Genomic DNA, 25,795 nt, shown 5'->3' with positions numbered 1-25,795 from the left:
GGCGGCACCTCTGCAGATTCAACCCTGGCAGCAGGGCCGCCTCCGCGCCCATTAATCAATCAATACCCTCGTGACGTATGCGTCCGACGTGATCGCACCCCACAAAAATAAAAAAGATCCATAAGGAAGCAAGTTATGCATACCGCTCGTTCGACCCAAGTGGCCGTAGGGCTTTCGGCTGTATTTTTTTTGACTCCGACGACGACTCAGGCCAAAGAAGCCGGCTTTATCGAGGACAGCTCGCTGACCCTCAATACCCGGCAGTGGTACTCCCACGAGATCGGCCGCAAGGACACCTATTATCAAGCCCAGACGTCCCAAGGACGCCGTGCGGTGCGTGACCGCACAGCATGGCTTGAGGGGTTCAAGCTCGACTATATCTCCGGATTCACCCAAGGCATGATCGGTTTTGGCCTTGATCTGTCGATGTATTCCGCAGTCGCGCTTGAGCGCAGCAAACTGGCTACCGCAGGCGGTAGCAATCGCCTGTTGGTCGACAAGGACGGTGATGTGGTGGATGACTGGAGCAAGGTAGGTATTGCAGCGCTGAAGTTCAAAGTCTCCGACACCCTCCTCAAGGTCGGCAGACATCAGGTCAAGACCCCGGTCATGAGTTATTCTGACTCACGAACATTACCTGCATCGTACGATGGAGTATCACTTTAAAGCCATGACATCGAAGGCCTGACGATCAAGTCCGGTTATTTCGATAAAGCCACACCACGCACCGGTGCCGGCAGTCAGGACTTGAGCCCCAGTTTCGGATCGCGCCTGGTCACCAGTGATTGGATGGCTTACGCCGGAGCCGATTACCTGGCTAAAAGCGGTTGGCGTGCCAGCGTCTATGCCTCACGCTTCGAAGACATTTGGGACCGCGAGTATGTTGGCCTGGGGCAGCCATTCAACTGGAACGGGATAACCACAGACGTTCAGTTCGATTTCTACAACACTCAGTCCAGCGGACGCGAAGTGGCCGGCAGAATCGACCAGCAGGCGTATGGCCTGAGCGTTTCGCCGAAATACAAAAACCACACCCTGAAATTTGGTTTGCAGCAGATCAAGGGTAACGAGTTCTTCGACTATGTGGCCGAATCCAATGCGATCAACCTGCCCAATACCCAGCTGTCGTTCTACAACGGCCCGAACGAGCGCTCATTCCAGATCCATTACACCAACGATTTTGCGGCGTATGGCTTGCCGGGCTTCAAGACAATGCTCTGGTACATCAAAGGCTGGGGCATCGATGGCACTCACTATGACGGCGGGGCCAATGGCATCTATTCGTCTGTACTCAAGCAGAGCGACGAAAGCCACTATGAAGTCGGGACGTTCGTCAATTACGTCGTTCAGTCTGGCGAGTTGAAGGGGGCCAGCCTGCTCAGCGGTTACGCCTGGCATCGCGCCAGTGAGTATCAGGCGGAAGGCAACGTCGAAGAGTTTCGGTTGATCGTCAACGTGCCCTTCAAGCTCTTTTGAAACGCCGGGTTATTTAAGCCCGCCAAAGCGCCGATAGAAACTATCGCCAACCTCCGGCAACGGCCCGTCGGCGGTTTCCAGCGCACAGCTCAGCCATTCCTCGGCCTTGGCGTAGATCAACCGATAAATATTGCGGCACAGCTGCCGGGCAGCGCGCCCTTCCCAGTCGCCGGGCAACAACTCGTCCGGCAACTGCGGGTCGCGCAACAGCAGTTTGCGGTACTCGTGAATAAGCAGAATCCGCGCCAGAAAGCAGTCGCAGGGTTGCAGCTGTTCTTGCTCGCGGAGCACTTGCCAGAGCGGCCGGAACAGCTGGATGAACTCGCTGTAATGGGTCGCCAGCTCTTCGATGTTCCAGCTCTCGCGCACCTGCAAACGCAGGGCCTTGGAGGCCAGTACGTCCTGAGCGGTGGTTTCGAAGACGATCGTCTCTTCCTGGGCGCCAAGGTCGAGCAAGGTCGCGTTGACATCGGCCCGGTCGCTGCGAGGACAGGCCAGCACCGCTGGCGAGATGGCACCAAAACCTTGCCACTCGAGCTCTTCACGCACTTGCTTGCGCTTGTCCTGCGTCAGCTGCGTGAGCATCACCAGGCACCAGGAACCATCCCACGCCGGCACGGTAGAGCTGTAGACCCGCTTGAAAGCCTTGTCGAAACGCCGGCGACCGGCCCCGGTCAAGCTGTAGTAACTGCGCCGACCGACTTTCTCGGCGGTCAGCCAGCCTTCTTTGGTCAGGCGAAAAATCGAGGTACGGATCAGCCTTTCGTTGATACCGATGGGCTCGAGCAACTGGATCAGACTGCCGAGCCAGACTGTCCCACCGTGAGGCTCGATAACATCGCCATACAGAGTGATGATCAGCGAGCTGGCGCGGATTGGCGTCTGCTCCTGAAAGCGCGTGATAAGAGAGTTCAAAGGTGCAAGGGACGACATGGGCGTACCGGACAGGAAAAAAAACTGGAATATACCCGGTGGTCGGGCCTTGTGACCATCGTACTGTTACACCGCATGCTCATCGCGCCAGCGTCCCTTTGGGCCGCAAGCCACTGTCGCTGATGCGTGGACGATCGGGTTCCGGTGCGCTGAGGGGTTCGCAGACCTGCATTTGCTCCAGGCAACGCTTGGCCAATTGCTGATATTCGCGCGTTCCGGCTTGCTTCCAGGCGACTTCTTCATCGCTGAGGGTGCGTTTGACGCTGGCCGGGGCGCCCATCACCAGGGACTGCTCGGGGCATGCGAAACCCGCCTTGACGAACGCCGCCGCCGAAACGAATGAACGCGCGGCAATCTGCGCCCTGTCCATCACCACCGCGTTCATCCCGACCAACGCATCAGCGCCGATCCGGCAACCATGCAATACAGCCCCATGGCCAACATGACCATTGCGTTCGACCACGGTGTCGCTGTCGGGAAAACCGTGCATCACGCAGGTGTCCTGCAGGTTGGCGCCCTCCTCCAGAACGATTCGACCGAAATCCCCACGCAGGCTGGCCAACGGCCCGACGTAACACTGAGGGCCGACAATCACGTCGCCGATCAGCACGGCCGACGGATGAACATAAGCTGTGGGATCAACCACCGGGGTCAAACCACCGAAGCTGTAGCAGGTCATTGGACGTTCCTTGAAGAGCAGAGCCAAAGCACTCGCAAAGCGATGCCGATTTAGACTAATTTTGTATCACATCAATTTTATCAGCGCAAAGACAAAATCCGTATCACTTAATCGTGCCGCTTGAAGAAGTGCCGAAGACGCACCTGAATCCGCCAGCCAAGCCGCCATACCGGGCCGTTGGCTCAAGACTGCCCTCCACATCAAGCCGCCTTCACCAACCAATCACCGACAAACAAGACACGTTAAATTAGTTTTTGTATTGCATTTATGTATCGCTTTGTAGGTATACTCAGGCCAACCGGCCCACCTGGCCGATCCAATAATGAGCCGGCATTACAGCCGAGCGTGCACTGTGAGGGCATCCGCCATGCCTCTAACCCTTGCTGTCGAATTCCCGGAGCCGGGTGTCCGCCTGATTACCCTGCAACGCCCGCAAGCGCTGAATGCCCTGACCACCCAATTGCTCGGTGAACTGGCTGACGAACTGAACGCCGCACAAGCCGATCCCGGCACCCGCGCCGTGGTCCTGACCGGCAGCCGCAAAGCCTTCGCGGCCGGTGCCGATATCAGGGAAATGGCCGAACACAATCTGGTCGGCATTCTCGACGACCCGCGCCAGGCATCGTGGCAGGCCATCACCCGCTTCACTAAGCCGCTCATCGCCGCCGTCAACGGCTTTGCCCTCGGCGGTGGCTGCGAACTGGCGATGCACGCCGACATCATCATTGCCAGCGAAGACGCCCGCTTCGGTCAGCCGGAAATCAACCTCGGGATCATGCCCGGCGCCGGTGGAACCCAACGCCTGCTGCGCGCCGTCGGCAAATCCATGGCGATGCAGATGGTCCTCACCGGCGAGCCCATCGACGCCCGCCAGGCCCAACGCGCCGGCCTGGTCAGCGAAGTGACCCAACCGGAACTCACCGTCGAACGCGCCCTGCAGATCGCCCGCAGCATTGCCGGCAAGGCTCCCCTGGCGGTACGCCTGGCCAAGGAAGCGCTGCTCAAGGCGATGGACACCGACCTGGCCAGCGGCCTGCGTTTCGAACGCCATGCCTTCACCGTGCTGGCCGGCACCCGCGATCGTGAGGAAGGCATTCGGGCCTTTCAGGAAAAACGCACGCCGGCCTTCATCGGGCAGTAACCGGGTCAACAGCCCCCCCAATAAAAAGCAGCGAACGACCTCTCAGAGAGCGCCATTACCATGAACTTCGAACACATCCTGTTTTCCATCGACGCCGGCGTTGCCCTCCTCAGCCTCAATCGGCCCGATCAGCTCAACAGCTTCAATGCGCAGATGCATGGCGAAGTAAAAGAGGCGTTGAAACAGGTCCGACAGAATCCGGACGTGCGCGTATTGCTGCTGACCGGAGAAGGTCGCGGCTTCTGTGCCGGGCAAGACCTCAACGACCGCAACGTCGCGCCGGGCAGCACGGCGCAGGACCTGGGCGAGTCCATCGAGCAGTTCTACAACCCGCTGATCCGCCAACTGCGCGACCTGCCGATGCCGGTCATCTGTGCGGTCAATGGCGTGGCGGCCGGTGCCGGCGCCAACATTCCACTGGCCTGCGACCTGGTACTGGCGGCGCGCTCGGCCAGTTTCATTCAAGCGTTCTGCAAAATCGGCCTGATCCCCGATTCCGGCGGGACCTGGACCTTGCCACGCCTGGTCGGCATGGCCCGGGCCAAGGCCTTGGCCTTGCTGGGCAACCGCTTGTCGGCCGAGCAAGCCGAGCAATGGGGCCTGATTTACCGCTGCGTGGACGACGCTGAACTGCGCCATGAAGCCCTGAGCCTGGCCCGTCATCTGGCCACGCAACCGACCTACGGCCTGGCGCTGATCAAACGCAGCCTGAACGCCAGCCTGAGCAACAGTTTTGACCAACAGCTTGAACTGGAGCGGGACCTGCAACGCCTGGCCGGACGCAGCGAAGATTATCGTGAGGGCGTCAGCGCCTTCATGGAAAAACGCAGCCCGAACTTCAAGGGGCGCTGAGACATGACTGCACTGAACACCAACGCGCGCATCGCCGTGATCGGCGCCGGCGCCATGGGTGCCGGGATTGCCCAGGTCGCGGCACAAGCCGGGCATCGCGTTTTGCTGCTGGACAATCGGCCGGGCGCTGCCGCTCAAGCCATCGACGGCATTGACCGACAGCTGGGCAAACGCGTCGAGAAAGGCAAACTCTCGAGCGCGGCACGAACCTCGACCATGGCGCGCCTCAAAGCCGTGGAAACCATCGAAGCGCTGGCCGATTGCGAGCTGATCATCGAAGCCATCGTCGAGAACCTGCAGGTCAAACGCGAGCTGTTCCGGCAGCTGGAAAGTCTCTGCGATGAGCGCTGCATCCTGGCCAGCAACACGTCCTCGTTGTCGATTACCAGCATCGCCGCGCAACTGAAGCACCCGCAACGTGTACTCGGCCTGCATTTTTTCAACCCGGCGCCGATCATGGCGCTGGTTGAAGTCGTCTCGGGCCTGGCCAGCGATCCGGCGTTGGCCGAGTGTCTTTACGACACCGCCAGGGCCTGGGGCAAAAAACCGGTGCATACGCGCTCGACGCCGGGCTTCATCGTCAACCGCGTCGCCCGCCCGTTCTACGCCGAAAGCCTGCGCCTGCTGCAGGAAGGCGTCGCCGATTGTCCGACGCTGGATGCGCTGATGCGCGACGCCGGTGGCTTTGCGATGGGCGCGTTCGAGCTGACCGACCTGATCGGGCATGACGTCAACCAGGCGGTGACCTGCTCGGTGTTCGACGCCTATTACGGCGATACCCGCTTCCTGCCATCGTTGATCCAGAAGGAGCTGGTGGACGCCGGCCGTCTGGGACGCAAAAGCGGTCAGGGCTTTTACAGCTATGCCGAAGGTGCCGAGCGTCCGCTGGCCGCCTCGATCACTAGCGATCTAACCGTTAGCACCTGCGTTGCAGAAGGTGATCTCGGCATCGCCAACGCGTTGATCCCGCGTCTGCGCGAGCATCGAGTCGACGTCATTCAGCGCGATGGCCATGGCTTGCTGCGCGTCGGTGACGCCGTGCTCGCCTTGAGCGATGGCCGCATGGCCTGTCAGCGAGCCCGGGAAGATGGCCTGCGCAACCTGATCCTGCTGGACCTGGCGTTCGACTACGGCAACGCCAGCCGCATCGCCATCAGTTGCTCGGCAGACATTGACCCCGGCGCATTGGCAGAAGGCGTTGCCCTGCTGCAACGGGCCGGACTCACCGTCAGCCAGCTCAGCGACAGCCCGGCCCTCGCGGTACTGCGCACGGTGGCGATGCTCGCCAACGAAGCCGCCGATGCCCTGTTGCAAGGCGTGGCCTCGGCCGCCGACCTCGATTTGGCGATGCGCGCCGGGGTCAATTATCCCCAAGGCCCGCTGTCCTGGGCCGATGCCATCGGGCTGCGCCACATCCTTACCGTGCTGGAGAACCTGCAAGCCAGTTACGGCGAAGAACGCTATCGACCGTCGCTGTTGCTGCGCCGTCGGGTCGCCGAAGGGAGGACTTTTCATGACAAATCATGAAGCCATGACCCTGGCCAGCAGCTGCGCGCAAGCGATGTTCGCACGCGATACCGCCAGCCAGGCGATGGGCATGCGCCTCCTCTCGGCTGCGCCAGGCTGTGCCCGCGTCGGCATGAGCGTGCGCGCCGACATGATCCAGGGGCACGGTACTTGCCACGGCGGCTACCTGTTCGCCCTCGCCGACTCTGCCTTTGCCTTGGCCTGCAACAGCTACAACGAAGCCACGGTGGCCATCGGTTGCAGCATCGACTACATCGCCCCGGCACGTCTGGGCGATACCTTGTGCGCCGATTGCATCGAACAGAGCCGTTCCGGGCGCACCGGCAATTACGACGTGCGCATTGAAAACCAGCAGGGCCAGTTGATCGCCCTGTTCCATGGCAAATCCTACAAAGTGCGCGGCGCTGTGCTGGCGCAGGAGAATCCGAATGAATGACGCCTTGATCATCGATGCGGTGCGGACCCCGATCGGCCGCTACGCCGGAGCCCTGAGCAGCGTGCGCGCCGACGACCTCGGTGCAGTGCCACTGCGTGAACTGCTGCGCCGCCACCCGCAGGTCGACTGGAACGCGGTCGATGATGTGATCTACGGCTGCGCCAATCAGGCCGGCGAAGACAACCGCAACGTCGCGCGCATGTCGGCCCTGCTGGCCGGGTTGCCGGTCAGCGTGCCCGGCACCACCCTCAACCGCCTGTGCGGTTCCGGGCTGGATGCGATCGGCACCGCCGCCCGGGCGATTCGCTGCGGTGAGGCCGGGTTGATGCTGGTGGGCGGCGTGGAATCGATGTCCCGCGCCCCCCTGGTGATGGGCAAGGCCGAGCAGGCGTTTTCCCGCCAGGCAGAGATCTACGACACCACCATCGGCTGGCGCTTCGTCAATTCACTGATGAAACAATCCTTCGGCATCGACTCCATGCCGGAGACCGCCGAGAACGTCGCCGCACAATTCAATATTTCCCGCGCCGACCAGGACGCCTTTGCCCTGCGCAGCCAGCAGCGTGCCGGCGCCGCCCAGGCCAGCGGGCGTTTTGCCAGGGAAATCGTCGCGGTAGAAATCCCCCAGCGCAAAGGTCCGGTCAAACTCGTCGAGCACGACGAGCACCCGCGCGGCGACACCACGCTTGAGCAGCTGCAGAAGCTCGGCACGCCGTTTCGCGAAGGCGGCAGCGTCACCGCTGGCAACGCGTCCGGGGTCAATGACGGAGCTTGCGCGCTGTTGCTGGCCAGCCCGCAAATCGCCCAACGCCACGGGCTCAAAGCGCGCGGCCGGGTCTTGGCCATGGCCACCGCTGGCGTCGAACCGCGAATCATGGGCATCGGCCCGGTTCCCGCGACCCGCAAGGTGTTGGAGCTGGCCAACCTGAGCCTGGCCGACATGGACGTGATCGAGCTCAACGAGGCGTTTGCCGCCCAGGGTCTCGCGGTATTGCGCGAGCTTGGCTTGAGCGACACCGATTCGCGGGTCAATCCCAACGGCGGCGCAATCGCCCTCGGCCACCCACTCGGCATGAGCGGCGCACGGCTGGTGACCACCGCCCTGCATGAGCTTGAGGAACGCAATGGCCGCTACGCCTTGTGCACCATGTGCATCGGCGTCGGCCAGGGCATTGCGCTGGTCATCGAGCGTCTGTCGCACTAAAGAAACGCGATTCCCGGGGAGCCGAGAGGTATCCTTGGGGCATGCACTCAAAGCCCTTCTTCGGAAGAGCGGAAACACAAAAACAATTCGAGTGAAGTCATGAACATGCCAATTGCCAAAGCCGTGCTTGATCCCGTGCTGGACCCGATTGAAACCGCCAGCATCGACGAACTCCGTCAGCACCAGCTGGATCGCCTGCGCTGGAGCCTGAACCACGCCTACAACAACGTGCCGCTGTACCGTCAACGCTTCGAGGCACTGGGTGTGCACCCGGATGACCTCCAGTCGCTGGACGATCTGGCGAAATTCCCGTTCACCACCAAATCCGACCTGCGTGATAACTATCCCTACGGCATGTTCGCCGTACCGATGCACGACGTGGTGCGCCTGCATGCCTCCAGCGGCACCACCGGCAAACCGACCGTCGTGGGTTACACCCAGAACGACATCGACACCTGGGCCAATATCGTCGCCCGCTCGATCCGCGCGGCGGGCGGGCGGCGTGGCGACAAAGTGCATATTTCCTATGGCTACGGCCTGTTCACCGGTGGCCTCGGCGCGCATTACGGTGCCGAACGCCTGGGCTGCACGGTGATACCGATGTCTGGCGGGCAGACCGAAAAACAGGTCCAGCTGATCAAGGATTTCCAGCCGGACATCATCATGGTCACGCCCTCCTACATGCTCAATATCGCCGATGAAATCGAGCGTCAAGGCATCGACCCGCACAAACTGGCCTTGCGCCTGGGCATCTTCGGTGCCGAGCCGTGGACCGGCGAACTGCGCAGCGCCATCGAGAACCGTCTGGGCATCACCGCCCTGGACATCTACGGCCTCTCGGAAATCATGGGGCCGGGTGTCGCCATGGAGTGCGCGGAAACCAAGGACGGGCTGACGATCTGGGAAGACCACTTCTACCCGGAAATCATCGATCCGGTCACCGGCGAAGTGCTGCCGGACGGCCAGATGGGCGAACTGGTGTTCACCTCCCTGAGCAAGGAAGCCTTGCCCATGATTCGCTACCGGACCCGCGACCTGACGCGCCTGCTGCCAGGCACTGCGCGGCCGATGCGGCGTATCGACAAGATCACCGGGCGCAGTGACGACATGCTGATCATTCGCGGGGTCAACGTGTTTCCGACGCAGATCGAGGAGCAGGTCCTCAAAATCAAACAGCTTTCAGAGTGTTATGAGATCCATCTGTATCGCAACGGTAACCTCGACAGCGTCGACGTGCATGTGGAGCTCAAGGCTGAGCATCAGCACTTGAGCGATGAACAACAGAAAGCCGTAGGCGCCGAATTGAGCCGGCATATCAAGACCTACATTGGCATCAGTACCCGAATCGTCTTGCAGCCCCTGCATTCGATCAAACGGTCTGAGGGCAAGGCTTGCCACGTGATGGACAAACGCCCTAAAGCTTGACTGCTGCACCCTTTACGGCCCCGCTTTTGCGGGGCTTTTTTTCGGGTTTTTTTCGCCGATTCCGGCCTGCGTACACCCGACAGGAAGACGACCTCCCGCCAAAGCGATACAAAAAATAACACGACACGATATTTTATGTTTGATATTAATTTCTGTATCGCTTATAAAGTTATCCATGCCTTTGAACAGATTCATGGCGGGAGAGACCACATGTACGCACAGCTTGTAGAAACCGGCGTCAAGCGCATCAAGGACCTGTCGGAGATGTCCGATCAGGAACGCGCCTTCCAGGAAAAAATCGATTCGGAAATCAAGATCGAAGCCAAGAACTGGATGCCCGATGCCTATCGCCAGACCCTGATCCGGCAGATCTCCCAGCACGCCCACTCCGAGATCGTCGGCATGCTGCCCGAAGGCAACTGGGTCACCCGTGCGCCATCGCTCAAACGCAAGCTGCAACTGATGGCCAAGATCCAGGACGAGGCCGGTCATGGCCTGTACCTGTACAGCGCCATGGAAACCCTGGGCGCCGACCGCGATGAAGAAATCGCCAAGCTGCACAGCGGCAAGGCCAAGTACTCGAGCATTTTCAATTACCCGACCTTGAACTGGGCCGACATGGGCGCAGTGGGCTGGTTGGTGGACGGCGCGGCGATCGTCAACCAGGTGGTGTTGCAGCGCACTTCTTATGGCCCCTACTCCCGGGCCATGGTGCGGATCTGCAAGGAAGAGAGCTTCCACCAGCGCCAGGGCTACGAAATCCTCCTGACCATGATGCGTCACGGCAATCAGGCGCAAAAAGACATGGTCCAGGACGCGATCAACCGCCTGTGGTGGCCGTCGCTGATGATGTTCGGCCCGAGCGACGAACACTCCCCCAACAGTGCCCAGTCCATGGCCTGGAAAATCAAACGCCAGAGCAACGACGAACTGCGCCAGCGCTTCATCGACCAGACCATCCCGCAGCTTGAGCTGCTGGGCTGCACCTGCCCCGATCCGGAGCTGAAATGGAACGCCGAACGCGGCCACTACGACTTCGGCGACATCCAGTGGAGCGAATTCTACGAAGTGCTCAAGGGCAACGGTCCGTGCAACCAGGAACGCGTCGCCACCCGCCGCAAAGCCATTGAAGACGGTGCTTGGGTCCGCGAAGCCGCGGTCGCCCACGCTCGCAAAAAACAGAACAAGAACGCCGCCTGATCGGCCACCTGATGTGGAGTCACTGAAATGTCTGAATGGACCCTTTTTGAAGTCTTCGTGCGCAGCAAGCACGGCCTCAACCACAAGCATGTCGGCAGCGTGCATGCCGCCGACACCACCATGGCCATCGAGAACGCGCGCGAGTTGTACACCCGCCGCAGTGAAGGTGTGAGCCTGTGGGTGGTGCCCTCGGCGCTGATCACCGCTTCCTCCCCGGATGAAAAAGACCCGCTGTTCGACCCGTCGGACGACAAGGTCTACCGCCACGCCAGCTTCTACGAGCTGCCGGCAGAAGTCGGGCACATGTGAGGTCGACCATGAACACTAAGACTGATCTGATCGAATACCTGCTGCGCCTCGGCGACAGCGCCCTGATCCAGGGCCAGCGCCTGTGCCAATGGTGCGGCAAGGCGCCAGCGCTGGAAGAAGAACTGGCGCTGATGAACGTCGGCCTCGACCTCGTCGGCCAGGCACGCAACTGGCTGGATTACGCCGCCGAACTGCTGGACGACGGTCGCGACGCCGATCACCTGGCGTTCCGCCGCGATGAGCGCGCCTATCGCAATCTGCTGCTGGTGGAACAACCCAACGGCGATTACGCGGTGACGATCCTCAAGCAGTTCCTCTACGACGCCTGGCACCTGCAAGTGCTCAGCGGCCTGAGCCAATCGAGCGATGAACGTATCGCCGGGATCGCCGCCAAAGCGGTGAAAGAAGTCACCTATCACCTGCGCCGCTCCGGCGAGTGGGTCGAGCGTCTGGGTGACGGCACCGAGGAAAGCCACAAACGCATGCTCGCGGCCATCCCCGAGGTCTGGCGTTTCACCGTCGAACTGACCAGCGCCGATGACAGCGAACAACGCCTGTGCGATGCCGGCATTACCCCCGACGCTGCGCAAGTCGCTGCAGCCTGGCAAACCAAGGTCAGCGAGATTTTCGCCAGCGCCACCCTGCCCGTGCCGGCCGCACCGAGCTACTTCTACCTGAATGCACGCAAGGGCCTGCACACCGAACACCTGGGCATTCTGCTGGCCGAGATGCAATTCCTGCCCCGAGCGTACCCCGATGCAACCTGGTGAGCTGATCGCCAGCGACCAGGGCGCACGGCTGGCACAACCGACCGACCTGGCCGCCGCGTGGGCAACTTTGGCGCAGGTCATGGACCCGGAAGTGCCGGTGGTCAGCGTGGTCGACCTGGGCATCGTTCGCGATCTCGATTGGCAGGCCGGGCATCTGCACGTGGTGGTCACGCCGACCTACTCCGGCTGCCCCGCCACCGAAGTGATCGAAAGCGATATCCGCGAAGCGCTGGAACTGGCCGGGTTCAAGGCGCCACAACTGGAGCGCAAATTGACCCCAGCCTGGACCACCGACTGGATCACCGACATTGGCCGCGAACGCCTGCGCGCCTACGGCATCGCACCACCGGAAGGCAGCACCAGCAAACGCAGCCTGCTCGGCGAGAGCCCGGTGATCCTCTGCCCGCAATGCGGCAGCGCGCACACCGAAGTGCTCAGCGAGTTTGGTTCCACCGCGTGCAAGGCGTTGTACCGCTGCTGCGATTGCCGGGAACCGTTCGACTATTTCAAGTGCATCTGAGCGGCGACCGGCCGTCCCAGCTGGAGAATAAAAATGAGTAAATTTCACAGCCTGACCATCAAGGACGTGCGCGCAGAGACCCGTGACGCGGTGTCCATCGCCTTCGAGATTCCGCAGCACCTGCAAGACAGTTTTCACTTCACCCAGGGCCAACACCTGGTGATGCGTACCCAGATGGATGGCGAAGAAGTCCGCCGTTCTTATTCGATCTGCACCGGGGTCAATGACGGTGAACTGCGCATTGCCATCAAGCGCGTGGCCGGCGGGCGTTTTTCCGCATTTGCCAACGAACAGCTGAAAGCCGGGCACAGCCTGGAAGTGATGCCGCCGGCCGGGCACTTTCATGTCGAACTCGACCCGGCGCGCCATGGCAATTACCTGGCCGTCGCGGCGGGCAGTGGCATCACGCCGATCCTGTCGATCATCAAGACCACCCTGCAAACCGAGCCGCACAGCCGCGTCACGCTGCTCTACGGCAATCGCTCAAGCTCCGGCGCGTTGTTCCGCGAACAGCTGGAAGACCTGAAAAACCGCTACTTGCAGCGCTTGAACCTGATCTTTGTGTTCAGCCGTGAGCAGCAGGATGTCGACCTGTACAACGGCCGGATCAACGCCGAGAAGTGCGAGCAACTGTTCAGCCGCTGGCTCGACGTCAAAGCCCTCGATGCCGCCTTCATTTGCGGCCCGCAGGAGATGACCGAAACCGTGCGCGACAGCCTCAAGGCCAAGGGCATGGCGCCGGAGCGTATCCATTTCGAACTGTTCGCTGCTGTCGGCAGCCAGCAAAAACGCGAGGCCCGCGAGGCCGCCCGGCAAGTGGATGCCGCGGTCAGCCAGATCACCGTCATCAGCGACGGCCGCGCCCTCGCTTTCGATCTTCCGCGCAACAGCCAGAGCATCCTCGACGCCGGCAACGCCCAGGGTGCCGAACTGCCCTATTCATGCAAGGCCGGCGTGTGCTCGACCTGCAAATGCAAGGTCATCGAAGGCGAAGTGGAAATGGACAGCAACCACGCCCTGGAAGATTACGAAGTGGCTGCCGGTTACGTGCTGTCGTGCCAGGCATTCCCGATCAGCGACAAAGTGGTACTGGATTTCGACCAGCTCTGATTTCAGCCCCACTCGAAACCTGTAGGAGCGAGGCTTGACCGCGAAGAGGCCATCAGATTCCACATCGATGTCGTCTGATATTCCGCTTTCGCGGGCAAGCCTCGCTCCTACAGAGACCGGGGAATGACCCAGAACCTGTTTCACCCCACAACAAAAACAACAACACGAGAGCGCGCGCCATGACCCCCAAAGACGTAGAACTCATCCGCCAGCACCCCGACTTCATCCAGTTGGTTCGACGCAAACAGAACCTGTACTGGTCGTTGTCGCTGATCATGCTGGTGATCTATTTCGGCTTCGTCCTGCTGGTGGCGTTCTCCCCCAGCACCCTCGGTCAATCCTTGAGTGGTGGCGTCACCAGCGTGGGCATGCTGGTCGGCGTGGTGATCGTGGTACTGGCGTTCGCGCTGACGGGTTTCTACGTCTATCGCGCCAACAACGTGATCGATCCGCTCAACGAAAAGCTGAAACAGGAGTGCGCCCGATGAGCCGGCTTCTTGGGTTTTTCCTGCTGCCCCTGGCCTTCGTCGCGGACTTTGCGGCTGCGGCCGACGGCGCCTCCCGCCCGCTGAACTGGACCGCGATCGGCATGTTCCTGGTGTTCGTCCTGTTCACCCTCGGCGTCACGCGTTGGGCTGCATTGCGCACCCGTTCCGCCAGTGACTTCTACACCGCCGGCGGAGGCATGACCGGGTTCCAGAACGGTCTGGCGATTGCCGGCGACATGATTTCCGCAGCATCCTTCCTGGGCATCTCGGCGATGATGTTCCTCAATGGTTATGACGGTCTGCTCTACGCGCTGGGCGTGTTGGCGGGCTGGCCGATCATCCTGTTCCTGATCGCCGAACGCCTGCGCAACCTCGGCAAATACACCTTCGCCGACGTGGTCTCCTACCGACTGGAGCAGACGCCCGTGCGCCTGACGTCGGCCTTCGGCACCCTCACCGTCGCGTTGATGTACCTGGTGGCGCAGATGGTCGGCGCCGGCAAGCTGATCGAGTTGCTGTTCGGTATCGATTACCTCTACGCGGTGATGCTGGTCGGCGTGTTGATGGTGTTCTACGTGACGTTCGGCGGCATGCTCGCCACCACCTGGGTGCAGATCATCAAAGCGGTGATGCTGCTGTTCGGCACCACCTTCATGGCCTTCATGGTGCTCAAGCATTTCGGTTTCAGCACCGAAGCGATGTTCGCCGGTGCCACCGCCGTGCACGCCAAGGGCAACGCCATCATGGCTCCGGGCGGTTTGCTGTCGAACCCGATCGATGCGATCTCTTTGGGGCTGGGCATGATGTTCGGCACCGCCGGCCTGCCGCATATCCTGATGCGCTTCTTCACCGTCAGCGATGCCAAGGAAGCGCGTAAAAGCGTGTTCTACGCCACCGGTTTCATCGGCTACTTCTACTTGCTGCTGATCATCGTCGGCTTCGGCGCCATCGTCATGGTCGGCACCGATCCAGCGTTCCGTGATGCCAGCGGCGCAATCATCGGCGGCGGCAACATGATCGCCGTGCACCTGGCGCAGGCCGTCGGCGGCAACCTGTTTCTTGGTTTCATCTCGGCCGTGGCTTTCGCCACCATTCTGGCGGTGGTCGCCGGGTTGGCGTTGTCCGGCGCGTCGGCGGTGTCCCACGATTTGTATGCCTGCGTGATGCGCAAGGGCCAGGCCACCGAGCAGCAGGAAATACGCGTCTCGCGCATTGCCACGCTGTGCATCGGCGTCCTGGCGATCATCCTCGGCCTGTTGTTCGAATCGCAGAACATTGCCTTCCTGTCCGGACTGGTCCTGGCCATCGCCGCGTCGGTGAATTTCCCGGTGCTGTTCCTCTCGATGTATTGGAAGGGCCTGACCACTCGGGGTGCAGTCACCGGCAGCCTGACGGGTCTGGTCTCGGCGATTGTCCTGTTAGTCCTGAGCCCGGCGGTGTGGGTCAACGTGCTGCATCACGACAAAGCCCTGTTCCCGTACTCCAACCCGGCGCTGTTCTCCATGAGCCTGGCCTTTTTCAGCGCCTGGGTATTTTCCGTCACCGACGCCTCGCCCCGTGCAGCCCTTGAGCGTGGCCGTTATCTGGCGCAGTTCATCCGTTCGATGACCGGCATCGGTGCCTCCGGCGCCAGCAAGCACTAAACAACGACCGATCCGATGCAAGGGAATAAAAATAATGAAGCCCGCACGTACCGCACCTTACGAATCACTGTTTTCGTTAGCCGCCGCATTGAGTCTGCCGATGTTCGCACCCTGCGCCATGGCCGACTTTGTCGACGACAGCAAGGCCCGTATTGAAATGCGCAACCACTACATCAATCGCGATTTCCGCCAGGACAACGCGCCGCAATCCAAGGCTGAGGAATGGGCGCAGGGCTTCACCGCGCGCATCGAGTCCGGGTTCACCGACGGCACCTTCGGCTTCGGTCTCGACGCGCTTGGGGAGCTTGGATTGAAACTCGATTCCAGCGCGGATCGCCGTGGCACCGGGTTGTTGCCGTTTGGCCCGAACAGCCATGAACCGGCTGACGAGTTCAGCCAACTGGGGCTGACCGCAAAGCTGCGGGCATCCAAAAGCGTGTTGAAACTCGGCACCCTGCAACCGTTGCTGCCGGTGGCGACCTACAACGACACCCGCCTGCTGGGTTCAACCTTTGAGGGTGGCTTGCTGACCAGCCAGGAAATCAGCGGCCTGACGGTCAATGCCGGGCGCCTGACCAAGGCCAACCTGCGGGACTCTTCCAGTAACGATGACATTGGCTTCGGTGCCGCCAGCAGCGATCACTTCGACTTCGCCGGCGGCAGCTACGCCTTCAGCCCGCAGCTGAACCTGAGCTACTACTACGGCAAGCTCGAGCAGATTTATCGCCAGCAGTTCGTCGGGCTGGTGCATACCCAGCCACTGGGCAACGGTTTCAATTTGCGCAGCGACATTCGCTATTTCGACAGCCGTGGCGATGGCGCCGAGCGTGCCGGGCGCATCGACAACCGCAACTTCAACAGCATGTTCACCGTGTCCCACGGTGCCCACAAGGTCAGTGCCACGTATCAGCAGTTATCCGGCGGCAGCGCCTTTCCGTTCCTCAACGGCGGCGATCCGTACGTGGTCAACCTGGTGACTTTCAACACCTACACCCGCGCCGACGAGGACTCCTGGCAGTTGCGTTACGACTATGACTTCGCGGCGCAAGGCGTCCCCGGCCTGACCTTCATGACCCGTTACACCGACGGTAACCACGTCAAGGCCGGCAGTGTCGACAACGGCCGCGAGCGGGAACGCGACACCGACATCAGTTACGTGATCCAGAGCGGCGTGTTCAAGGACGTCAGCCTGCGGTGGCGCAACGTGACCTTCCGTTCCGGTAATGGCTTGACCACCGACCTCGACGAGAACCGGCTGATTGTCGGTTACACCCTGGCACTTTGGTAATCCCTGAATGGCGCGGCCACGGTCGCGCCAACACTTTTCATAAATTGGAGGAATCGTGATGCCTCACGCCCCTACCCTGCAAAGTTTCATCGCCGGTCGCTGGATCGGCCAACACGGTGCCCAGGTCCTGCGCAGCGCCATCGACGGCCATGAGATTGCGCGCACCCACGAAGAGCGCCCGGACTTTGCCGAAGCCATCGAGCACGGCCGCCGCCAGGGCGTCAGCGGGCTGATGGCGCTGGACTTCCAGCAACGGGCCCAGCGTCTCAAGGCCCTGGCCTTGTACCTGAGCGAACGCAAAGAACAGCTCTACGCGATCTCCCACCACAGCGGCGCCACCCGCGCCGACAGCTGGATCGACATCGAGGGCGGCAACAGCACACTGTTCACCTACGCCAGCCTCGGCTCGCGAGAGTTGCCGTCGGGCAACATCGTCCACGAAGGCCCGGCGATGCAGCTGAGCAAACTCGGCACCTTCGCCGGCACGCATATTCTGGTGCCACGCGGCGGCCTGGCGGTGCACATCAACGCGTTCAACTTCCCGATCTGGGGCATGCTGGAAAAATTCGCCCCGAGCTTTCTCGCCGGCATGCCATGCATCGTCAAACCGGCCAGCGCCACCAGCTACCTGACCGAAGCCGTGGTGCGCCTGATGGACCAATCCGGTTTGTTGCCGGCAGGCAGCCTGCAATTGATCATCGGCGGCACCGGTGATTTGCTCGATCGCCTGCAAGGCCAGGATGTAGTGACCTTCACCGGTTCCGCCGACACCGCCGCCAAGCTGCGGGTCAACCCGAACCTGATCCGCCACTCGGTGCCGTTCAACGCCGAAGCCGACTCGCTGAACTGCGCGATCCTCGCCCCGGACGTAACCCCGGACGATGAAGAGTTCGAGCTGTTCATCAAGGAAGTCGCCCGGGAAATGACCACCAAGGCCGGGCAAAAATGCACCGCCATCCGCCGCGCCATCGTGCCGGCCAGACACATCGATGCGGTCGCAACCCGACTGCGTGATCGACTGGCGAAAGTCGTGGTTGGCGACCCGTCGGTGGAAGGCGTGCGCATGGGCGCACTGGCGTCTCACGATCAACAGAACGATGTCGCCGAACGCCTGGAAAGCCTGTTGCAAAGCAGCGACCTGTTGTTCGGCGCCCGCGACGGTTTCGAACCACGCGGTGAAAACGTCAGCCAGGGTGCGTTCTTCGCGCCGACCCTGCTGCAATCGCGCGACCCGCACGCCGAAGGCGGTGCTCATGATATCGAAGCGTTCGGCCCGGTCAGTACGCTGATGGCTTACGACGATCTGGACGAAGCACTGGTCCTGGCCGCTCGCGGCAAAGGCAGCCTGGTGGCGAGTCTAATCACCAAAGACCCGCGAATCGCCGCCCAAGCGATCCCGGTAGCCGCTGCCTGGCACGGGCGTTTGCTGGTGCTCGACCGCGAATCCGCTGCCGAATCCACCGGCCACGGCTCGCCCCTGCCCCAACTCAAGCACGGCGGCCCGGGTCGTGCTGGCGGTGGTGAGGAACTCGGCGGTTTGCGCGCCGTGAAGCACTACCTGCAACGCGCAGCGGTGCAAGGCTCGCCAAGCATGTTGGCGGCGGTTACCGGCGAATACGTCCGTGGCGCCAAGGTGATCGAAACCGACGTGCATCCATTCCGCCGATTCTTCCAGGATCTGCAGGTCGGCGAATCGCTGCTGACCCATCGTCGCACCGTGACCGAGGCCGATCTGGTGAACTTCGGTTGCCTGTCCGGCGATCACTTCTACATGCACTTCGACGACATCGCGGCCAAGGAATCGCAATTTGGCAAGCGCATCGCCCACGGTTACTTCGTGCTGTCAGCCGCCGCCGGCCTGTTCGTTTCCCCGGCGCCCGGTCCGGTACTGGCCAACTACGGCCTCGACACCCTGCGCTTCATCAACCCGGTCGGCATCGGCGACACCATCCAGGCCCGCCTGACCTGCAAGCGCAAAATCGACCAGGGCAAGAAGAGCCCGCAAGGCATGCCTCAAGGTGTGGTGGCCTGGGACGTGGAAGTGACCAACCAACTGGGAGAACTGGTCGCCAGTTATGACATTTTGACCTTGGTTGTGAAGCGTGAGGAGTAATCAGGTTTAAAAGCCTTGAGCGCCTTTATGGTCCTTGAAAAACTGTCATAAAAAAGGGCCCTCGCAGGGCCCTTTTGGTACTCAATCCCAGATCACTTGGTCAGCCAGCACTCAACGCTATCGGAGCCGTGCTTGAGTGTTCAGTGCCGGCCAAGAAATAACTGGAGACTATTGTGACCATCCACGATCAGTCCTCGAATGAGCTCCTGGTAGTGTTCTGCGGTATTCAGATCTTGCACGTCGAAGCTTGCGGACCAATGGATGAACGTCTTGGACTGTCCAGTAAGCGAGGCCAATTTCACGGTAGCTACATAGTTGTCCAGCGGTAATGGGGCCTCCTCGAAGCGGTAGGACAGCGTTGTATTGCGATCATCGACCGATAACAGGCGCTCCCTGACAACTGCGCCATCGGCCAATGTGAGTGTGCGAATACATCCAACCAATCCATCAGGTTGGTTGTCCTCAATGCTGCTGTCGACAATCGAGGGGTGCCAGTGATGAATCTCCCCAAACTTCTTCAATACGCCCCAGGCGTGTCCTGCATCGCTGTCCAGGACAGCGGAAAACTCAACCATCGGCATCGTGTATCTTCCTTCCGATTTCTATTCTTGAAAACAGCCAACCTCGGCGCTCCGGTTTCCGATGCAGTGCGATAGCGTCGTGCCCTGCGCTCCGACCCCGGAATGGATTTAACCGGAGTCGGTCGACGATCAACTTTCGAACTGGTGATAAACCTTGGCAATCACCTTCCAGGTACCGTCAATTTTTATCAGGGTCAGGTAGTCGTTGTAGTCGGCGCCGATCGCATCCTGCTCCATATCGACACGTATCACGGCTGTTGTCGGAGTGATCGCCAGCACGTCGAGTCTGGTAGTGATTTCGGGGGCATTGCCGTTCTTCTGAACGAAATCAAACAGATTGCTGATCGGGCCACCGAGCAGCTGACCATTTGTAAATCCGTACATCACGGCGTCTTTATGGAACGCTTGCGCAACACCTTCTGCACTGCCCGCACGCAGCCCTTCAACGTACTGATTGGCGGTAGCGATGACAGCGTTGTACTCGGCGGTGGGTACTGCCTTGATGTTCTTGGACATGGTTCTTTCCTTTCATTGAGGGCGAGGTGCAACGCACCTCGCCAGAGGTGATCGAAGGTCGATGCGATCGACAATTACCAATCCTGGCGAGTCGGCGAGATGATCAGATCATTGACGGTGACGTTTTCCGGCTGGTTCAGCGCGTAAATCACCGCACGGGCGATATCGTCTGGCGCAATGGCAATCCGGTTCAGTTCCTGAGCAGCCTTGCGCCCTTGAGGATCGCTGACCTTGTCCGCCCAGCCGGTATTGATGACGCCGGGACTGACGGTGTTGACGCGGATGCCATGCTGCACGCCCAACTCCTTGCGCATGGACTCGGTGATGGCCTGGACGAAAAACTTGGTCGCGCTGTAGACACCCGCTGCCGGCCCGACCTGGTGCCCTGCGACAGAGTCCATGTTAAGAATCTGCCCGGACTTCTGTTCCAGCATGTAGGGCAGTACCGCAGCAGTAGCGTTGAGGTAACCCTTGATGTTCACATCGATCATTTTTTCCCAATCCTGCACGGCGAGATCGACCCAGTTGGAAAAGAGCATCAGACCGGCGTTGTTGACCAGGATGTCCACGGCGCCATAGGTGTCCTGTGCAAACTTCGCCAGCGCTCTGGTTTGATCCAGATGGGTAACGTCTGTGGTGAAAGCAACCACGTCGCTGCCTGACTCACGCAGTTCTGCAACAAACGCTTCCAGCCCTTGCTGATCGAGTGCTGCCGCTACCACGCGGACACCTTGTGCGGCGAGTGCACGCGTGGTGGCGGCACCAATGCCGGAAGATGCGCCAGTGACGATGGCCACCTTGTTTTGCAGATAATTCATGCTAAGTACCTCTTGTGCAGTGAAATGCTGTCGCGACGGCGCCTCCCTGCGCCGAGCTGACGCAAGGGGAACCACTCATTCGTTGAAGTTGCCGGTTGGCCAATCGGTGTAACCCTTGGCGCCTCCGCCGTAGTAACTCTCACGTGGCGCGATGGTCAGTTGCGCACCATGGCGCAGGCGCTCTACAAGGTCTGGGTTGGCGATGAACAAACGGCCAAACGCTACCGCGTCAATCCGGCCTTGCGCGCGGCGTTCCAGCGCCATCACCAGGTCATAATTGTTGTTACCAATGAACGGCCCTTCGAACTGCGCACTCAGCGCGTCCAGATCCACGCCTTCAGGAACGGTGCGAGAAGTGGCGGTTGCGCCTTCGACGAAGTGCAGATAGGCCAGGTCGAGTCTGTTCAGCTGCTGAATCAGGTAGCCGTAGGTCGCCATGACGTTACTGTCAGGGGGCGTATTGCCTGCGTCAGGCGTCACCGGTGACAGGCGGATACCGACCCGGTCACTGCCCCAGATCGCTACCACTGCTTCGGTGACTTCAAGCGTCAGCCGCGTTCGGTTCTCGATGGAAACGCCGTATTGGTCAGTGCGCTGGTTGGTGGAGTCACGCAAGAACTGGTCGAGCAGATAGCTGTTGGCAGAATGGACTTCCACACCATCAAAACCGGCTCGCTTGGCATTTTCTGCCGCATGCCGGTACTGCTCGATGATCCCGGGGATCTCTGCAGTCTCAAGCGCCCGGGGCATGGACACGTCGACCATGCCATTGTGGGTGTAAGTGGTACCTTCGGCCTTGATTGCCGAGGGAGCCACCGGCGCCTCGCCGTTTGGCTGTAACTCGACGCTGGAAAAGCGGCCCACGTGCCATAGCTGGCTGACGATTCTGCCGCCTGCCGCGTGCACCGCATCGGTGACTTTTTTCCAGCCTGCCACCTGTGCTTCCGACCAGATCCCCGGCGTCATCGCATAACCGCGCCCTTGGGCGGAAATGTTCGTGGCCTCGGCGATGATCAAGCCTGCGCCTGCACGCTGGGCGTAATAAGTGGCGTGCAGTTCATTCGGCACCCCGTCTTCTGCCATCCGGCTGCGTGTCACCGGAGCCATGACGATACGATTAGCCAGTTGCAAGGCGCCCATCTGCGCGGGCGAGAAAAGGTCGGTGTTATGACTGTTATCAATCAAGCTGGATACCTCTACTAGACCGGTCGTCTAGACAAACAGTTAAAAAAAACACCCCTAGGCCAGCAGGCGTTTACTGGTGATCAGTGCGGTTTCAAAGGGCGCCGTGGTCTTCTTGACCTTGACCAGCAGCGAGGCGCCAAGCCATAGCTGATACAGCGATTCGGCCAATGTCAGCGCGTCCAGGGTCTGCGAGATGGAACCATCGGCCATGCCCTGCTCAACACAACGCGTGATCCGCTGGATGATCAGCGTGGTGCCTTCTTCCAGCACCGTGCGCATGTCTTCCGACAAGTCGCAGACTTCAGCGCCCAGTTTCACCACCAGGCATTTCTCTTCGGGATGATCGAACGCTTGCGTCTTTGCCCAGTAGCGCAGATAGCCCAGCAGCCGCTCGGCTCCGGTGCCTTCGGCGGCCATCACGATATCGACGCGCCCGATGTACTCCTGAAAATATTCTTCAAGCAGCGCCTGGCCGAATTCCTCTTTCGAACGAAAGTAGTGATAGAACGACCCTTTGGGTACGCCAGCGGTTGTCAGCACTTCTGACAACCCCACGGCGGTGTAGCCTTTGTTGGTCATCAGCGACTTGGCCACGTCGATGATGTGCTGGCGCATGTCTTGGATAGGTTTCTTCATAGGGAAGGAGCCTACACAAAACTAGACCGGTCGTCTAGAGACTCCTGCCCATCTCTGATGAACTGACTGAGCCGTTAGCGTTTGCTCTCGGACGGCTGCTCGCGGATTGCTAGGCTTTTTGCACCACCTGATCGACTCGCGAAGGCTCAAGGGCCGCCCTCTCCCACTTGGCGATCACCAAGGGTGCGATGGCATTGCCCAGCACGTTCAGCGTGGTGGTTCCGCTATCGATAATCCTGAAGATCCCCGCGATCAGCGCCACCCCTTCCAATGGAAGACCGGCAGAAGCCAATGTCGCAGACAGGATAATGATGGCAAAACCAGGCACTCCTGCAGCACCTTTGGAAGTCAGCACCATCGTGACCACCAGCAGAATCTGCTGAGAAAGCGACAGGTCAATGCCATAGAGTTGTGCGACAAAAATCGTCGCCACCCCAAGGAAAATCGACGCGCCATCCAGATTGAACGCATACCCCACCGGCACCACAAAACTGACGATGCGGCGCGGAACGCCATAACTCTCCAGTTTGCTCATCAACTGCGGCATGACCGCTGCCGACGCGGCACTCGAGAACGCAAGAATCAGCTCGTTTCGGAAGTACTTGATCAGCTTGAAGATGTTCTCGCCGATCAAATAGCAAATACCGCCGAGCACCACCAACGCAAAGACAATCAGTGCCAGGTAAACCACACCAATCAGCTTGAGCAAGGGCAATAGCGAGGCAAAGCCAAAGGTCGCAACGGTAGCGCCAATCATGCCAAATACACCGATGGGGGCGTACGCCATGACGATTGAGACGACTTTGAACATCGCATCGGAAATACCCTGAACCACCGCAACCACTGGCGCGCTTTTCTCTCTGGGCAGCGAGTTCAAGGCCATGCCGAACAACACCGCGAAGAACAGCACCGACAGCAGCTTCGCTTCCGACATCGCCACAAAGACGTTGTCCGGGACAATGTTCTGCACAATGACGAGGGCGCCCTTCGAAGGTTCCATCGTGATGGACGCGGAGCTATGGGTAATGCCCGAAATATCGGTTCCCGCGCCAGGCTCGAAGATGTTCGCGAAACACAACCCCATAACAATCGCCAGGCCGGTGATAGCAAAAAAATACCCCAGCGATTTTATGCCCATACGACCAAATGACTTGTTATCTCCGCCTCCTGCGATGCCCAGGATCATGCAACAGAACACGATCGGCACAACCACCATCTTCATCATCTTGATAAAGATATCGCCAAGCGGTTTGAGGATTTCCGCGCTGACCCACGATTGATACTGCGGATGGGTATTGAAATACCAACCGACAAGCACGCCAAGCAACAGCCCGGCAATGATTTGCCACACCAGGGGAATACGTTTCATGTCTAGCCTTCTTGTTGGAATGAAAGGACTGCGTTAATTGGCAGTTGCTAGATTCATGAGCTTCCAGCTCACTTGAGTTCAAATGGCACAACGCTGTTGTGCCAACACTTTTGTTATTTTGCGAAGAGCTGGCTCATATCCTTGAACGCCTTGAACTCAAGGGCATTGCCACACGGGTCAAATAAAAACATGGTGGCTTGCTCGCCGACCTGCCCTTTGAAACGAACGTAGGGTTCGATCACAAACTCGGTGCCGAACGACTTCAAGCGCTCGGCCAGCGCTTCCCATTCTTCCCAGCCCAGGATGATGCCGAAGTGCGGAACAGGTACGTCGTGGCCGTCCACCGGGTTGCTATGGACGCTTTCCTGGGACGCGGTTTTCGGGTGTTCGTGAATCACCAGTTGGTGGCCATAAAAGTTGAAATCGACCCACTGGTTGCTGGAACGACCTTCCTGCAGGCCGAACACTTCGCCGTAAAACGTGCGTGCGCCAGCAAGGTTGTAAACCGGGATTGCGAGGTGGAAAGGCGAGAGGCTCATCAGAACTCCGATACAGTTTTTTGGACAGGCACATCGTAGGGCGACCCACCCAGCAAAAAAATCAATATATATTTCTTAGAAACACAATTAATATTTGTGAATGATCAAAGAACTCAAAACACTCATCGCCGTTGCACGGGAAGGAACGTTTGCCGCTGCCGGGAATAAAATAGGCCTCACCCAGGCAGCGGTGAGCGCCCAGATTCAGCGTCTGGAGGCAGAGCTCGGCTTCGAGATATTCGACAGGAAGGGACGCTCAGCCCAACTCAACAGAATGGGCCACCAAATACTCCTGCAAGCGCAAGAGCTGCTTCGCCTTTACGACAATCTGGGTTCCACCACGCTCGGACTTCCTGCAAGCGTCCTGGTGAACATCGGTGCTATCGCTTCCGTGCAGCGATCCTTTTTACCAGACGCATTAGCCAAGTTTCACCAACAATGCCCGCAGTGCCGCACCCGTGTAATCCCAGGGCTATCGATGGAATTGGTCAACCTCGTGGATGCCGGCGAAATCGACATGGCCGCGATCATTCGCCCGCCCTTCTCGCTTCAAAGCGACCTGCGCTGGACGACCCTGGCGCTTGAGCCCTACCGGCTGATTGTGCCGCGCGAAGTGCCAGGAGACGATTGGTCGGCACTCCTTTCCAGCGAACCGTTCATTCGGTATGACCGATCATCATTCGGCGGCAGACAGGTGGATCGTTTCCTTCGACAGATGCATTTCACCTTGCGTGAAGTTTGCGAGCTGGATGAACTGGAGGCCATCGTCAAGCTGGTTGAAAATGGTGTGGGGGTCGCCCTAGTGCCGCAGACGGCAACCCATCAGGAATGGCCCGCGGGTGTACGAGTGCTGGACCTCGGGCAGCACACCTTCCATCGTGATATCGGGCTCGTACATCGGTCTCGGCAGAGTTTTACCGAGCCTGTACGAATTCTGGCCCAACTCATCAGCGAGCAGGTTTCGCCTGGTCCCGATTAAAACCCGCACAAAAAAAAGAGACGCTGGATAAGCACATCGCTCATTATCTGGCGGAGCT

General features: G+C 60.0%; 26 protein-coding genes and 1 pseudogene. 17 read left to right on the top strand and 10 right to left on the bottom strand.

The features are described from left to right. Nucleotides 1-135: 135 nt before the first annotated feature. Nucleotides 136-1,476, top strand: a pseudogene (locus ACA062_RS11670) (OprD family outer membrane porin). A gap of 9 nt (nt 1,477-1,485) precedes the next feature. Here the strand turns inward: ACA062_RS11670 and paaX are convergent. Then, nucleotides 1,486-2,409, bottom strand: coding sequence for a phenylacetic acid degradation operon negative regulatory protein PaaX (paaX, locus tag ACA062_RS11665; protein ID WP_497456492.1), 924 nt, complete (start codon nt 2,407-2,409; stop codon nt 1,486-1,488). A 79-nt stretch (nt 2,410-2,488) separates the two neighbouring features. Then, nucleotides 2,489-3,088 (bottom strand): phenylacetic acid degradation protein PaaY, encoded by a 600-nt coding sequence (gene paaY / locus ACA062_RS11660; protein WP_497456491.1) that lies wholly within the window; start codon nt 3,086-3,088, stop codon nt 2,489-2,491. Between the two features lie 367 nt (nt 3,089-3,455). On the opposite strand from paaY, the gene paaF reads away from it, so the two are divergent. The 6 genes from paaF to paaK all read left to right on the top strand — a co-directional run bounded on the left by paaF (nt 3,456) and on the right by paaK (nt 9,673). Beyond that, nucleotides 3,456-4,229: a 2,3-dehydroadipyl-CoA hydratase PaaF gene (gene paaF / locus ACA062_RS11655; RefSeq protein ID WP_497456490.1), complete on the top strand. Its 774-nt coding sequence runs from the start codon at nt 3,456-3,458 to the stop codon at nt 4,227-4,229. Nucleotides 4,230-4,289: 60 nt separating this feature from the next. Further along, nucleotides 4,290-5,081, top strand: coding sequence for a 2-(1,2-epoxy-1,2-dihydrophenyl)acetyl-CoA isomerase PaaG (paaG, locus tag ACA062_RS11650; protein ID WP_497456489.1), 792 nt, complete (start codon nt 4,290-4,292; stop codon nt 5,079-5,081). A 3-nt stretch (nt 5,082-5,084) separates the two neighbouring features. Continuing rightward, complete coding sequence (paaH, locus tag ACA062_RS11645) at nt 5,085-6,608, top strand: 3-hydroxyacyl-CoA dehydrogenase PaaH (RefSeq protein WP_497456488.1); 1,524 nt, start codon at nt 5,085-5,087, stop codon at nt 6,606-6,608. Beyond that, nucleotides 6,595-7,044: a hydroxyphenylacetyl-CoA thioesterase PaaI gene (gene paaI, locus ACA062_RS11640; RefSeq protein WP_497456487.1), complete on the top strand. Its 450-nt coding sequence runs from the start codon at nt 6,595-6,597 to the stop codon at nt 7,042-7,044. The genes paaH and paaI overlap by 14 nt, the downstream gene beginning before the upstream one ends. After that, complete coding sequence (pcaF, locus tag ACA062_RS11635; protein WP_497456486.1) at nt 7,037-8,248, top strand: 3-oxoadipyl-CoA thiolase; 1,212 nt, start codon at nt 7,037-7,039, stop codon at nt 8,246-8,248. The genes paaI and pcaF overlap by 8 nt, the downstream gene beginning before the upstream one ends. A gap of 99 nt (nt 8,249-8,347) precedes the next feature. Further along, complete coding sequence (gene paaK / locus ACA062_RS11630; RefSeq protein WP_497456485.1) at nt 8,348-9,673, top strand: phenylacetate--CoA ligase PaaK; 1,326 nt, start codon at nt 8,348-8,350, stop codon at nt 9,671-9,673. A gap of 12 nt (nt 9,674-9,685) precedes the next feature. Here paaK and ACA062_RS11625 read toward each other — a convergent pair whose 3' ends face one another. After that, a complete protein-coding gene (locus tag ACA062_RS11625; RefSeq protein WP_497456484.1) occupies nt 9,686-9,868 on the bottom strand; it encodes a hypothetical protein in 183 nt (60 codons plus the stop codon). 15 nt (nt 9,869-9,883) lie between these two features. Here ACA062_RS11625 and paaA point away from each other — a divergent pair, with 15 nt between their 5' ends. The 9 genes from paaA (at nt 9,884) to paaZ (ending at nt 19,114) form a co-directional block, all read left to right on the top strand. Continuing rightward, complete coding sequence (gene paaA, locus ACA062_RS11620) at nt 9,884-10,873, top strand: 1,2-phenylacetyl-CoA epoxidase subunit PaaA (protein WP_497456483.1); 990 nt, start codon at nt 9,884-9,886, stop codon at nt 10,871-10,873. Nucleotides 10,874-10,900: 27 nt separating this feature from the next. Next, on the top strand, nt 10,901-11,182 hold the full coding sequence (gene paaB / locus ACA062_RS11615; protein ID WP_007943393.1) for a 1,2-phenylacetyl-CoA epoxidase subunit PaaB: 282 nt from the start codon (nt 10,901-10,903) through the stop codon (nt 11,180-11,182). Nucleotides 11,183-11,190: 8 nt separating this feature from the next. Beyond that, nucleotides 11,191-11,952 (top strand): 1,2-phenylacetyl-CoA epoxidase subunit PaaC, encoded by a 762-nt coding sequence (gene paaC / locus ACA062_RS11610; protein ID WP_497456482.1) that lies wholly within the window; start codon nt 11,191-11,193, stop codon nt 11,950-11,952. After that, nucleotides 11,939-12,472: a 1,2-phenylacetyl-CoA epoxidase subunit PaaD gene (gene paaD, locus ACA062_RS11605; RefSeq protein ID WP_497456481.1), complete on the top strand. Its 534-nt coding sequence runs from the start codon at nt 11,939-11,941 to the stop codon at nt 12,470-12,472. The genes paaC and paaD overlap by 14 nt, the downstream gene beginning before the upstream one ends. Nucleotides 12,473-12,505: 33 nt before the next feature. Next, nucleotides 12,506-13,582, top strand: a complete 1,077-nt coding sequence (paaE, locus tag ACA062_RS11600) for a 1,2-phenylacetyl-CoA epoxidase subunit PaaE (protein WP_497456480.1) — start codon at nt 12,506-12,508, stop codon at nt 13,580-13,582. A 179-nt stretch (nt 13,583-13,761) separates the two neighbouring features. Further along, complete coding sequence (locus tag ACA062_RS11595) at nt 13,762-14,070, top strand: DUF485 domain-containing protein (RefSeq protein ID WP_247293358.1); 309 nt, start codon at nt 13,762-13,764, stop codon at nt 14,068-14,070. Next, complete coding sequence (locus ACA062_RS11590; RefSeq protein WP_497456479.1) at nt 14,067-15,713, top strand: cation acetate symporter; 1,647 nt, start codon at nt 14,067-14,069, stop codon at nt 15,711-15,713. Before ACA062_RS11595 ends, ACA062_RS11590 begins: the two co-directional genes overlap by 4 nt. 34 nt (nt 15,714-15,747) lie before the next feature. Further along, complete coding sequence (locus ACA062_RS11585) at nt 15,748-17,001, top strand: OprD family porin (RefSeq protein WP_497456478.1); 1,254 nt, start codon at nt 15,748-15,750, stop codon at nt 16,999-17,001. A 58-nt stretch (nt 17,002-17,059) separates the two neighbouring features. Continuing rightward, on the top strand, nt 17,060-19,114 hold the full coding sequence (gene paaZ, locus ACA062_RS11580; RefSeq protein ID WP_497456477.1) for a phenylacetic acid degradation bifunctional protein PaaZ: 2,055 nt from the start codon (nt 17,060-17,062) through the stop codon (nt 19,112-19,114). Between the two features lie 140 nt (nt 19,115-19,254). Here the strand turns inward: paaZ and ACA062_RS11575 are convergent, their stop codons facing one another. The 7 genes from ACA062_RS11575 to ACA062_RS11545 all read right to left on the bottom strand — a co-directional run bounded on the left by ACA062_RS11575 (nt 19,255) and on the right by ACA062_RS11545 (nt 24,758). Continuing rightward, nucleotides 19,255-19,695 (bottom strand): SRPBCC family protein, encoded by a 441-nt coding sequence (locus ACA062_RS11575; protein ID WP_497456476.1) that lies wholly within the window; start codon nt 19,693-19,695, stop codon nt 19,255-19,257. 129 nt (nt 19,696-19,824) lie between these two features. Next, entirely contained in the window at nt 19,825-20,211 is a 387-nt protein-coding gene (locus ACA062_RS11570; protein WP_497456475.1) for a nuclear transport factor 2 family protein, read from the bottom strand. A 74-nt stretch (nt 20,212-20,285) separates the two neighbouring features. Beyond that, nucleotides 20,286-21,029, bottom strand: a complete 744-nt coding sequence (locus ACA062_RS11565) for an SDR family oxidoreductase (protein WP_497456474.1) — start codon at nt 21,027-21,029, stop codon at nt 20,286-20,288. Between the two features lie 75 nt (nt 21,030-21,104). Further along, nucleotides 21,105-22,214 (bottom strand): alkene reductase, encoded by a 1,110-nt coding sequence (locus ACA062_RS11560; protein WP_497456473.1) that lies wholly within the window; start codon nt 22,212-22,214, stop codon nt 21,105-21,107. Nucleotides 22,215-22,268: 54 nt separating this feature from the next. Then, a complete protein-coding gene (locus ACA062_RS11555; protein ID WP_150762917.1) occupies nt 22,269-22,850 on the bottom strand; it encodes a TetR/AcrR family transcriptional regulator in 582 nt (193 codons plus the stop codon). Between the two features lie 109 nt (nt 22,851-22,959). Further along, nucleotides 22,960-24,219: a cation:dicarboxylate symporter family transporter gene (locus ACA062_RS11550; protein ID WP_497456472.1), complete on the bottom strand. Its 1,260-nt coding sequence runs from the start codon at nt 24,217-24,219 to the stop codon at nt 22,960-22,962. A gap of 113 nt (nt 24,220-24,332) precedes the next feature. Further along, nucleotides 24,333-24,758, bottom strand: a complete 426-nt coding sequence (locus ACA062_RS11545; RefSeq protein WP_497456471.1) for a VOC family protein — start codon at nt 24,756-24,758, stop codon at nt 24,333-24,335. Between the two features lie 100 nt (nt 24,759-24,858). On the opposite strand from ACA062_RS11545, the gene ACA062_RS11540 reads away from it, so the two are divergent. Beyond that, entirely contained in the window at nt 24,859-25,737 is an 879-nt protein-coding gene (locus ACA062_RS11540; RefSeq protein WP_497456470.1) for a LysR family transcriptional regulator, read from the top strand. Nucleotides 25,738-25,795: the final 58 nt, after the last annotated feature.

It is taken from the genome of Pseudomonas sp. LBUM1679, assembly GCF_059695565.1.
This window is presented reverse-complemented; position numbering and strand designations above follow the sequence as displayed.